Here is an 11,828-nt window from a genome sequence, read left to right as displayed (position 1 = left end):
CAATGAACCCGGTCACGTAGAGAGGTCCTACGTGCCCGAAACCGAGGATAACCAATGAACCAAGTCACGTAGAGAGGTCCTACGTGCCCGAAACCGAGGATAACCAATGAACCCGGTCACGTAGAGAGGTCCTACGTGCCCGAAACCGAGGATAACCAATGAACCAAGTCACGTAGAGAGGCCCTACGTGCCCGAAACCGAGGATAACCAATGAACCCGGTCACGTAGAGAGGCCCTACGTGCCCGAAACAGAGAAAAAACATTGACCGCGGTCACGTAGACAGGTCCTACGTAACCGAAACCGAGGGAAAATAAAGAATCGGGTAACGTAGACATGCTATTCATGACAACCCAAAAGAAAAAAGCTGCAGAAAAGGATTTTTCTGCAGCTTGGATATTACTATTAATTTGAGTGCAATCTCTGGAAATGATCTTGCCGCCAAAGTTGCTTATTTCACAGCTACTGGGAGCTTGCTCATATACATTAGGGCCTTTCCAGTTCCCATGGCTACCGATTCTAGAGGGTTTGGGGCAAGCTGGACAGGAACAACTATCTCTTCACTTAGCCATGCCTCCATGCCATTCAATAATGCTCCACCGCCAGTCAGAATTACGCCCCTGTCGACAATGTCTCCACTGAGCTCTGCTGGGCAATCCTCTAGGGTTGCACGAATGGCTTCTAAAATATGCAATAGTGCTTCCTTGATCGCCACACGAATTTCATAGGATGAAAGTTTAATCGTTTTTGGCAGTCCAGTTAAAAGGTCACGACCGCGGACATCCATGAAACGTTCTTCATGGTCAATGAGAGCAAAACCAATTTCCATTTTGATGTTTTCCGCAGTTCTTTCACCTATAAGGATATTATATTCTTTCCGAACATGTTGAATAATGTCTTCATCGAGGCGGTCTCCGCCAATTTTAATCGAATGGCATGCAACTACCCCGCCAAAGGAAATAATTGCTACTTCAGTATTGCCGCCGCCAATATCCACTACCACATTGGCAACCGGCTCATCGACAGGTAATCCAGCACCAATTGCGGCAGCAACTGGTTCCTCAATTAAGCTGATTTTTTTTGCCCCAGCCTGTCTTACTGCATCTTGGATCGCTCTTCTCTCAACACTTGTGGAACCAGATGGAATACTAACAACGACATTTGGTTTACGCACAGCAAAACCAATCTTTTTGGATGCATTGCGCATAATGTGTTTTAGCAATTCAGTGGTTACATCATAATCTGCTATTACGCCATCCTTCATAGGACGAATGGCGACGATTTTTTCAGGTGTCTTTCCTATCATTTCCTTTGCTTCTTTACCAACAGCTACAACATTTTTTGTCACTGTATCAATCGCCACAACAGAAGGCTCATTAATAACGATTCCTTTATTTTTACTATAAACTAGTATATTTGCAGTTCCTAAATCAATACCAATATCAAAAGTAGATAACATATTATTTCACCTAATTTCCCTATTTTTCATTCAAAATAAGCTACGCGTTAGTCTACCATAAATTTGGGGGTAAAAAGCCTTTTGTAAATGAACCGTTATCCTTTTGTAAATTAACATGAAAATTATTCCTATTTGGGAAGAAAAATGGATAAAATAAATTCATGTCCAATTAACGGCATAGAAATGAACTTTTATGTATATACTAGTTTGATGTTCTACTGCTTTTTAAAAATTATGTTACGATAAAGGGGTGGAAGTGGAATCATAAACCTGCTTTCACTGAAAATGGGATAAGGCAGTGTGAAAATATTGGATTCAAAACAAAAATTATTAGTGATCATTGGACCAACCGCCGTCGGAAAAACAAAGTTAAGTATCGAAATGGCTAAACGTTATAATGGTGAAATTATCAGCGGAGATTCTATGCAAATCTATCGTGGCATGGATATTGGGACGGCAAAAATCAAAAAGGATGAAATGGAAGGTATTCCTCACTATCTGATTGATATTAAAGAGCCTTTTGAAAATTTTTCCGTTGCTGAATTTCAACTCCTTGTTCGGGCTAAAATAGGTGAGATTGCTAAAAAGGGAAAGCTGCCCATTATTGTCGGTGGAACAGGGTTGTATATACAGTCCGTCATTTATGATTATCAATTTTCTGATGTATCAGGCGATGAGACTTATCGTCTTAAGCTAGAGGAAAGAGCTAAGAAAATAGGGAATGAGGCACTTTATAAAGAATTGTTGGAGGTGGATCCAGGTAGTGCTTCACAAATCCATCCAAATAATGTAAGAAGAGTCATTCGCGCACTTGAAATCTACCATCTTACAGGTAAGACGATGCAAGAATTCCAAAGCACACAACAACAAGATCTTTTGTACAATACAGCAATAGTTGGTTTATCGATGGAACGCGAGAAACTTTATGAGCGCATTAATTATCGAGTGGATTTAATGATGGAGGAAGGGCTTACCGAGGAAGTAAAAGGTTTGTATCAAAGGGGTTTGCGCGATTGTCAATCGATCCAAGCAATTGGCTACAAAGAAATGTATGCCTATTTAGAAGGTAGAGTACCTTTAGAAGAGGCTATAGAGAATTTAAAACAAAATTCAAGAAGATACGCAAAAAGGCAATTAACTTGGTTTCGGAACAAAATGGAGGTATCATGGTTTGATATGACCAATGTAGAGGACACCTCAAAAAAAATAACGGAAATTTCACGTTGTGTTGAAGGAAAGCTTAAAGTAAAATCGAATACATATTAGTAGAGATAAAAGAGGAGGAAATACAAATGAAAACAACAATCAATATTCAGGACCAATTTTTAAACCAGTGCCGCAAAGATAACATACATGTTACCGTCTTTTTACTTAACGGTTTTCAATTAAGAGGCCAAATTAAGGGCTTTGATAATTTTACAGTTCTTTTTGAATCAGAAGGAAAGCAACAATTAGTATATAAGCATGCAATTTCAACTTTTGCACCGCAAAGAAACGTGCAGCTTGAACTGGATAACCAATAAGTCATTTTTAGAAGCCCAACATTGGGCTTTTTTTATTTATATTGCTCTGTTAAAGCTCATTGTTGATATTGGGGCACCATGTGATTGGAGCGGAAATCGAAGCGCCTGAAGCGGAAATCAGCATGCCAATTTAACATAGCTATTTATTTAAAAAAACTTTTTTAATGAAATTCAGGGAGTTTGAATACATATAAAATGAAGGATTATGCATTCCTTTGTACAAATAATCAGTTCAGAATGTAAATTCTGAGTGGCCATAAAAACTCATCATATAAACTGTTGGTAAAAATGAGAGGTGAAAGCTTTGGACCAACCCATCAGAATGAAAAGTAACGGCCAAATAAGAGTAGTTCTCAATTCACAAATAGGGAAAACGATGACAAAAGAGTTACCTGACTTTCAGGTGGTTCCAAAGGACATTCCACCTGAGCATTCGGCTCTAAAGGAAATTGAAGAGGAGTTAGGGGCTCTTGTTGGCATGGAAGAAATGAAAAAGATGATAAAGGAAATTTATGCATGGATTTACGTGAATAAAAAACGTGAGGAAATGGGTTTGAAAGCAAGAAAACAAGCCCTCCATATGATGTTTAAAGGAAATCCTGGAACAGGTAAAACGACAGTCGCTAGATTAATAGGTAAGTTATTTCAAAAAATGAGCGTTTTAACAAAAGGACACCTAATTGAGGCTGAACGTGCAGACCTCGTGGGGGAGTATATTGGTCATACAGCACAGAAGACAAGGGATTTAATCAAGAAGGCCCAAGGGGGAATTTTGTTCATCGATGAGGCTTACTCATTGGGGCGCGGCGGTGAGAAGGATTTCGGCAAAGAAGCAATCGATACACTGGTTAAGCATATGGAAGATAAGCAGCATGAGTTTATTCTTATCCTTGCTGGTTACTCCCGTGAAATGGAGTATTTCTTGACACTTAATCCTGGGCTCCATTCACGCTTTCCATTAGTTATTGATTTTCCTGACTACAATATAAATCAACTAATGGAAATTTCGGCAAGGATGTTAATCGAAAGAGAATACACGTTTAGCCATGAGGCGGAAAAGAAGTTAAAAGAACATTTAATATGGGTTAAAGCGGTATTAAGTCCAAATAGTTTTTCAAATGGAAGGTATGTACGAAATATCATTGAAAAATCGATCCGCGCCCAGGCCATGAGGCTGCTCATGTTAAATAGTTATGACAGGCATGAATTAATGACAATTAGAAGTAATGATCTTGTGTTTGAAGAAGATTAGAGACAAAAAAACGGCAGATTCTAAGCAATCTGCCGTTTCTATTTGGATTAGATATTAATTGGCCTCAAATTTACGTATCGGCAGCTTCCAATCAAAGGTATAGGAAAGGACGCGTAAAACCGTCACAATGAAAAAGAGAGAATACAATTCCCAAGAATCCGTCACGATCTTAAGTCCGATAAAAAGGCCTGTCAATATCGCCCATATTGCATAGATTTCCGATCGTAAGACGATTGGTTTTCTACCTGCCAATAAATCACGAATAATCCCGCCGCCGATTCCGGTTAGCACCGCTGCAACAATAACAGCACTAAGCGGGTGATTCATTTTAACGGCGTAAAGAGCACCTTGGATGGCAAAGGCTGAAAGGCCAATCGCATCAAATAGGTTCCCCCATTTTTGCCAGTGTTTTAAAAGGTTGCTTGGAAATAAAAACACAGCAGTTATGGATAATAAGGCAATTTGAAAAAATAACCCTTGTTCCCAAAGTGCTGATACAGGTACACCGATTAATAGGTTTCGAATCGCCCCACCGCCAAAAGCGGTGACAATACCTAAAATGTATACGCCAAAAATATCATATTCCTCTTCCATGGCAACAATGGCCCCACTAACGGCGAAGGCGATTGTTCCAATCATACTTAAAACTTCCCATGTCATCTATCCGAATTCTCCTTGAAATCTTAATTTTATTTAACACTATGAAAATAGTAATAAAAATGTTATTAGAAAACAGTAAGATTATATCAAGATGTGGGGAAATTACAATAAGTTTTTTCTAATGTTGGGCAAATTAGAGTATACAACCTTTTTTTGTTATGATGGGAGATAGAAGATTACGGAAGGAACGATGCCTTATGGAACAAAAAGACACGAAAGAGAAGGCGATCCTCGTTGGCTGTCAGACCAATGGGGATACTGATTTGCGCTTTCATTATTCAATGGAGGAGTTAGGAGCACTAACAGAAACCGCTCAGGGTGAAGTATTGATGTCAGTCGTTCAAAAAAGGGACCGGCGCCACCCAGCTACCTATATAGGTAAAGGGAAAGTGGAGGAACTTAATGTCCTGGTGGATGAACTTGAGGCAGATATAGTCATTTTTAATGACGAGCTTTCACCAAGTCAAAAAAGAAATCTCTCTACGGACCTAAATGCCCGTATCATCGACAGAACCCAGCTCATTTTAGACATTTTTGCACAAAGGGCTCGCTCCAAAGAAGGTAAATTACAGGTAGAACTTGCCCAATTGCAATACATGCTTCCTCGTCTTGCGGGTCAGGGAATTGCATTATCCCGTTTGGGTGCTGGGATAGGAACAAGAGGACCTGGTGAAACAAAGTTAGAATCAGACCGCCGGCATATCCGTCGTAGAATCGATGAAATTAAAACCCAACTTTCCGTCATCGTTCAGCACAGGGATCGATACAGAGAAAGAAGAAAGAAAAATAAAACCTTTCAGGTCGCGATTGTCGGTTATACTAATGCCGGTAAATCCAGTCTTTTCAATCGTTTATCCGAAGCAGAATCGTACGAAGAAAATCAATTGTTTGCAACACTAGATCCAATGACACGAAAATTGATTTTACCCAGTGGTTTCCTAGCCTTGATTACCGATACGGTTGGGTTTATACAAGATTTACCGACAACACTTATTGCTGCATTTCGATCGACGCTTGAGGAAGTAAAGGAAGCTGATTTGCTTCTTCATGTGGTCGATATGTCCAACCCAGATTATTTCCATCACGAAAAAACAGTTAAAAAGCTGCTTGAAGACTTGGAAGTTAAAGATATCCCGCAAATAACAGTTTATAATAAAAAAGATATACAGCATTCAGATTTTGTCCCAACCGCTGATACACCGACCGCGTTTATTAGCGCATTTGATGCAGAGGACCGTCAAGCCTTGAAGCAGCAAATGGAGAAGGTAGTTATGGAAATGATGGATTCTTACGAAGTTCAGATTCCGTCCACTGAAGGAAAGCTGCTTTCTTTATTAAAAAATGAGACAATATTAAGAGAACTTGTATTTGATGAAGAAGATCAATTCTATCGATGCAAAGGATATACACTTCAGGATCATCAAATTACAGGACAATTAAAGAAATTCACAATATAGATAGGAGTCACAACATGTTTCAACAGTTAAAAAATGGGGAAAAGCTTCAGCCGATGGTTGAGGAAGTTGAACAACAAATCGCTAAAGTACATAAAGAAATAGACAATAGAATCGAAACAAATCAATTTCGGGTATTAAAAAGCTTTCAAAACAAAAGAGTGAGTGATTCACATTTTAATCCGTCGACCGGCTATGGCTATGACGATCATGGCAGGGATACACTTGAAATGGTCTATGCAGACGTCTTTGGGGGAGAAGCAGGACTTGTTCGTCCGCAAATAATCTCGGGCACACATGCCATTTCCATTGCCCTATTTGGCGTTCTTCGACCTGGGGATGAACTTCTATATATAACGGGCAAACCCTATGATACGCTTGAAGAAATTGTTGGACTTCGTGGGAACGGGGTTGGCTCATTAAAGGAATTTGGAATTTCCTATGATAGTGTATCTCTGACGAATCAAGGTGGAATTGATTGGGAGGCTGTCTCAAAGAAAATAAAACCGAATACAAAAATGATTGGCATTCAGCGTTCCAAGGGCTATGCGACAAGACCATCATTTACGGTTGAAGAAATTGCAGAAATGATCAGGTTTGTCAAAGAAATTAAACAAGATGTGATCGTATTTGTAGATAATTGCTATGGGGAATTTGTTGAGGAGACTGAGCCTTGTCATGTTGGTGCGGACTTAATCGCAGGGTCACTTATCAAAAATCCAGGCGGCGGGATTGTGAAGACTGGCGGCTATATTGTTGGTAAAAAACAGTGGGTGGAGGCATGTTCATATCGAATGACTTCACCAGGGATAGGAGCCGAAGCAGGAGCGTCCCTCTATAGTCTTCAAGAAATGTATCAAGGTTTTTTTCTTGCCCCCCATGTGGTTGGCCAGGCATTAAAAGGGGCCGTTTTCACAGCAGCGATGTTGGAGAAATTAGGCATGAATTCTTCTCCGAAATGGAATGCTAAAAGGACGGACTTAATTCAGTCTGTCCAGTTTGATGACCGAGATAAAATGATTGCTTTTTGTCAAGCCATTCAATTTGCATCACCGATTAATTCTTATGTCACACCCCATGCCAGCTATATGCCAGGGTATGAGGACGATGTGATTATGGCAGCAGGTACTTTTATTCAGGGTGCGAGCATTGAACTCACCGCAGATGGACCGATTAGACCACCATATGTTGCCTATGTACAAGGTGGATTAACCTATGCACATGTAAAGATGGCTGTTTGTCTAGCCATAGACCAATTAACGGATAAAGGATTAATCGAATTATTTTAGGAGAACAGCTAAGTGTCCAATTATTTTAAAAATTTTAATGTAAGAAAACCTAACATATCATTGACAACTTTTCTAACACGAAATATAATAGTATTATAAATAACCCGAGGGGAGGAGGAATTAGATGAGTGGAAAGGAAATTCGCCGTTCCATGCCACTGTTTCCAATCGGAACAGTCATGCAACTAACGGAACTTACAGCCAGGCAAATTCGTTACTACGAAGAACACCAATTGATTTCTCCAGCAAGAACCGAGGGGAATAGACGGCTATATTGTTTAAATGATATTGATAGGCTTCTAGAAATTAAGGATTTAATTGATCAAGGTGTCAATATGGCAGGCATTAAACAATTGTTCCTAGTAAAAGAGCAACAATCAAACATTCTTGAGCAACAAACAGAAAAGACTAAGCGCGAATTAACAGATGAACAGCTTAGAAAGTTGCTACGCAACGAAATGATGCATTTAGGTCGAAACAATCGATCCTCTTTACGTCAAGGAGATATGTCAAGATTCTTTCATTAATGTGGAAGTTTCTTTTAAAAAATAGGGGGTAAGAAAATGGCAAAGTATTCAAGAGAAGATATTAAAAGATTAGCGGTCGAAGAAAACGTGAAATTTATTCGTTTGCAATTCACAGACATCCTTGGAACTATCAAAAACGTGGAGATTCCAATTAGCCAATTAGAAAAAGCACTTGATAACAAAATGATGTTTGACGGTTCTTCAATTGAAGGTTTTGTACGTATTGAAGAATCTGATATGTTACTATATCCTGACCTTAACACATGGGTTGTATTCCCTTGGACAGCAGAAAAAGGGAAAGTTGCCCGCTTAATCTGTGATATTTATACTCCAGAAGGAAAACCATTTGAAGGTGATCCTCGTAATAACTTAAGAAGAGTATTAAAAGAAATGGAAGACCTTGGATTCACTAGCTTTAACCTAGGGCCTGAGCCAGAATTCTTCTTATTTAAATTAGACGAACAAGGCGAACCATCATTAGACCTAAACGACAAAGGCGGATATTTTGATTTAGCCCCTATCGATCTTGGCGAAAACTGCCGCCGTGATATCGTGCTTGAATTAGAAGAAATGGGCTTTGAAATCGAAGCTTCCCACCATGAAGTTGCACCAGGTCAGCATGAAATCGACTTTAAATATGCAGATGCACTAACAGCTTGTGACCAAATTCAAACTTTCAAGCTAGTTGTAAAAACAATTGCACGTAAACATGGTTTGCACGCAACATTCATGCCAAAACCATTGTATGGTGTCAATGGATCTGGAATGCACATGAATCTTTCATTGTTTAAGAATGGAGTTAATTCATTCTACGAACCATCTGGTGATCTAGAAATGAGTGATAATGCTCGTCAATTTATCGCTGGAATTCTAAAGCATGCTCCAGCCTTTACAGCGGTAACAAACCCAACTGTAAACTCATATAAGCGTCTTGTTCCTGGCTATGAAGCACCATGCTATGTGGCTTGGTCAGCTAGAAACCGTTCACCATTAATTCGTATTCCTGCTTCTCGTGGATTAAGTACACGTGTGGAAGTAAGAAGTGTAGATCCATCTGCTAATCCATACCTTGCAATGGCTGTTCTTCTTAAGGCCGGCTTAGACGGAATTAAAAACAAGTTAACTCCGCCGGCACCAGTTGACAGAAACATCTATGTAATGAGTAAAGAAGAGAGAATCGAAGAAGGTATCGTCGATCTTCCTGCAACATTAGCTCAAGCATTAGATCAACTAAAATCTGACGAAGTAATTGTGTCAGGTCTTGGCGAGCACATTATGGAACACTTTGTTGAAGCAAAAGAAATCGAGTGGGATATGTTCCGCACAGTCGTTCACCAATGGGAACGCGATCAATATATGAGCATGTATTAATATCATCTAAAGCCCTGGCGCCTAGCGTCAGGGTTTTTCTATGTCGCGCTTCTTTGCTAAGATTCTCTCAGTGAGAAATGCTATCCCATTGACTACCTGGTTTGTTCCATTAAAACAATTACGGTAGCCAATAAGCCCGATTGACGACCCGAATTGCTCTTTCTCAACAACTTCGGTCGTCAATACCTTCGATGGCTCTTTTCCAATTAAGCATCCTCGATCATTCTAAATAAATTTAATAGGAATAGAATAGAAAGGAAGAAGTGCTTGATGTTCTTTAAAAATTCACAATTTTTACGGTTTACTTAATCCTAAATAATATATGCTTAAGTTGTAAACATTTGGGAGGTGCTCTAAATTGTATAAACTGCAAATTTGTAATGCTCTAACCCAAGAAATACTACGAGAAAAGACGTATAAGAAGCCTGATCTTATTTTATGTTTGATAGAATCAGGAACAAAAGGTCAGGAATGCTTTCTATTTGATGAACAGCGCAAGACCTTTAAAGGAACGTATGTTACACATTCCAGTTTTAATGAAGGGGACACGAAAGTATATAAAGTGCTTTTTAAGGTGAAACTATCTGAAATACAAGCAAGAATAGCGAAATAGGAAGATAAAGGAGCGGCGTATGGCTGCTCCTTTTTAGTTTGAATAATGCAGCTCTTCTGTCATAGAGACAACAGGAAACGACCTCATTGCTATTTCTTTGGAACGGTCACGTAGACCGTCTCTACGTGCCCCAACTCGCAGAGATTCTTCTGGAACCGGTCACGTAGGCCGTCTCTACGTGACCCAACTCTGTGAAATTGTTCTGGAACGGTCACGTAGGCCGCCTCTACGTGCCCCAACTCGTAGGAATTCTTCTGGAACGGTCACGTAGACCGCCTCTACGTGTCCCAACTCGCAGAGATTCTTCTGGAACGGTCACGTAGGACCCCTCTACGTGCCCCAACTCGTAGGAATTTTTCCGGTAAGGTGTCGTAGGCCGACTCTAGGTGCCCCACCTCGTAGGAATTCTTCCGGAAAGGTCACGTACAGTCTCTACGTGCCCCACCTCGTAGAGGTTCTTCTAGAACGGTCACGTAGCCCCACTCAATCCCGGCTTCTGTAATTTCTTCAGCTTGAAGTTGATTAGCACAACAAAAAAAGAGTCGGCACGTGTATGCCAACTCTCTTAAACTTAATGAATATGTCTGTAAACCCCAATAACTTTACCTAAAATCGAAACATTCCTTAATATAATAGGGTCCATTGTAGAATTTTCCGGCTGCAGGCGTATGTAATCTTTTTCCTTGAAAAATCTTTTACAGGTGGCTTCATCTTCCTCGGTCATTGCCACAACAATATCCCCGTTATTAGCGGTTGGCTGCTGTTTCACAATTACATAATCCCCGTCTAGAATCCCAGCTTCTATCATACTCTCACCCATGATTTCTAACATGAAAACTTGTTCATCTGCAGGTGCAAGACTTTCTGGAAGCGGAAAATACTCTTCCACATTTTCAATCGCTGTAATTGGGAGTCCTGCCGTTACTTTCCCAACCACTGGAACATTGACAACTGTATTTCTTGGTATATGTGCAGCAACATCTGCTTCTAATATTTCAATTGCTCTTGGTTTTGTAGGATCCCGTCTAATAAGTCCTTTGCTTTCCAATCTTGCTAGATGTCCGTGAACAGTAGAACTGGATGCGAGTCCAACCGCTTCTCCAATTTCCCTTACTGAAGGGGGATATCCTTTACTCTTAACCTCACTTTTAATGAAGTCTAAGATATCTTGCTGCCTCTTTGATATTTTAGCCATGATAAAATCCACCTCGCCTGGTTAATGTTGACTTTATTATAACATGTTCGCATTTTTTATACAAACATAAGTTCGAAAATATGGTTGACAACAAACAAACGTTCGATTTATAATAAAAATATCAAATCGAACATACATTCTTATAGAGGTGTTATTTATGAAAAAATTATGGAACAAATACTCCTATGCTATTACTCTTATTATTTTAAGTTGTTCACTTTCAATCATATTATCATTCCAACATCATTCGAACGCGCAAGAGGATTATTTAAAGGTTACAATCACAGAAGGAGATTCACTATGGGAAATCTCTGATCAATTCTCGGGTCAACATTCATTATCAAACAAGGAATTTGTTGCTTGGATAAAAAAGCATAATGAATTAGATGATGATCAAATTTTTCCTGGTGAAGAAATTATCATTCCGGTGAGTAAAGAAGTCTCATCTACGAATGAATTTGCAAGCGCCGTTGGTGAATAGAAAGGAA

At 39.6% G+C, this 11,828-nt stretch carries 12 protein-coding genes; 9 read left to right on the top strand and 3 right to left on the bottom strand.

The features are described from left to right. Positions 1–449 precede the first annotated feature (449 nt). Positions 450–1,457, bottom strand: a complete 1,008-nt coding sequence (gene mreBH / locus AB7942_RS28225; RefSeq protein WP_369449417.1) for a rod-share determining protein MreBH — start codon at positions 1,455–1,457, stop codon at positions 450–452. Positions 1,458–1,766: 309 nt separating this feature from the next. Between mreBH and miaA the strand changes: the two genes are divergently transcribed. From miaA to spoVK, 3 genes are all read left to right on the top strand, one after another. Further along, on the top strand, positions 1,767–2,723 hold the full coding sequence (miaA, locus tag AB7942_RS28220; RefSeq protein ID WP_369449418.1) for a tRNA (adenosine(37)-N6)-dimethylallyltransferase MiaA: 957 nt from the start codon (positions 1,767–1,769) through the stop codon (positions 2,721–2,723). Positions 2,724–2,749: 26 nt separating this feature from the next. Further along, positions 2,750–2,980, top strand: a complete 231-nt coding sequence (gene hfq / locus AB7942_RS28215; RefSeq protein ID WP_088086525.1) for an RNA chaperone Hfq — start codon at positions 2,750–2,752, stop codon at positions 2,978–2,980. A 304-nt stretch (positions 2,981–3,284) separates the two neighbouring features. Continuing rightward, positions 3,285–4,232, top strand: coding sequence for a stage V sporulation protein K (spoVK, locus tag AB7942_RS28210; protein WP_088086526.1), 948 nt, complete (start codon positions 3,285–3,287; stop codon positions 4,230–4,232). A gap of 54 nt (positions 4,233–4,286) precedes the next feature. Here spoVK and AB7942_RS28205 read toward each other — a convergent pair whose 3' ends face one another. Further along, positions 4,287–4,892 (bottom strand): trimeric intracellular cation channel family protein, encoded by a 606-nt coding sequence (locus AB7942_RS28205; protein WP_098932912.1) that lies wholly within the window; start codon positions 4,890–4,892, stop codon positions 4,287–4,289. Positions 4,893–5,089: 197 nt separating this feature from the next. On the opposite strand from AB7942_RS28205, the gene hflX reads away from it, so the two are divergent. From hflX to AB7942_RS28180, 5 genes are all read left to right on the top strand, one after another. Then, on the top strand, positions 5,090–6,349 hold the full coding sequence (hflX, locus tag AB7942_RS28200; protein WP_369449416.1) for a GTPase HflX: 1,260 nt from the start codon (positions 5,090–5,092) through the stop codon (positions 6,347–6,349). Positions 6,350–6,363: 14 nt separating this feature from the next. Then, positions 6,364–7,635, top strand: a complete 1,272-nt coding sequence (locus tag AB7942_RS28195) for a methionine gamma-lyase family protein (protein WP_369449415.1) — start codon at positions 6,364–6,366, stop codon at positions 7,633–7,635. Positions 7,636–7,759: 124 nt separating this feature from the next. Further along, positions 7,760–8,161, top strand: a complete 402-nt coding sequence (locus AB7942_RS28190; protein WP_088086530.1) for a MerR family transcriptional regulator — start codon at positions 7,760–7,762, stop codon at positions 8,159–8,161. A 36-nt stretch (positions 8,162–8,197) separates the two neighbouring features. Continuing rightward, the gene (gene glnA / locus AB7942_RS28185) at positions 8,198–9,532 is read left to right on the top strand and encodes a type I glutamate--ammonia ligase (RefSeq protein WP_369449414.1); all 1,335 of its coding nucleotides are present in this window, start codon (positions 8,198–8,200) and stop codon (positions 9,530–9,532) included. A 358-nt stretch (positions 9,533–9,890) separates the two neighbouring features. Next, positions 9,891–10,145 (top strand): hypothetical protein, encoded by a 255-nt coding sequence (locus AB7942_RS28180; RefSeq protein WP_369449413.1) that lies wholly within the window; start codon positions 9,891–9,893, stop codon positions 10,143–10,145. A gap of 571 nt (positions 10,146–10,716) precedes the next feature. Here AB7942_RS28180 and lexA read toward each other — a convergent pair. Next, the gene (gene lexA, locus AB7942_RS28175) at positions 10,717–11,340 is read right to left on the bottom strand and encodes a transcriptional repressor LexA (protein ID WP_168242900.1); all 624 of its coding nucleotides are present in this window, start codon (positions 11,338–11,340) and stop codon (positions 10,717–10,719) included. A gap of 157 nt (positions 11,341–11,497) precedes the next feature. Between lexA and yneA the strand changes: the two genes are divergently transcribed. Beyond that, on the top strand, positions 11,498–11,821 hold the full coding sequence (yneA, locus tag AB7942_RS28170) for a cell division suppressor protein YneA (protein WP_369449412.1): 324 nt from the start codon (positions 11,498–11,500) through the stop codon (positions 11,819–11,821). Positions 11,822–11,828: the final 7 nt, after the last annotated feature.

The organism is Neobacillus sp. BF23-41, from assembly GCF_041106275.1.
The sequence above is the reverse complement of the archived record's forward strand: the minus strand, read 5'-3'. Positions and strand labels throughout refer to the sequence as shown.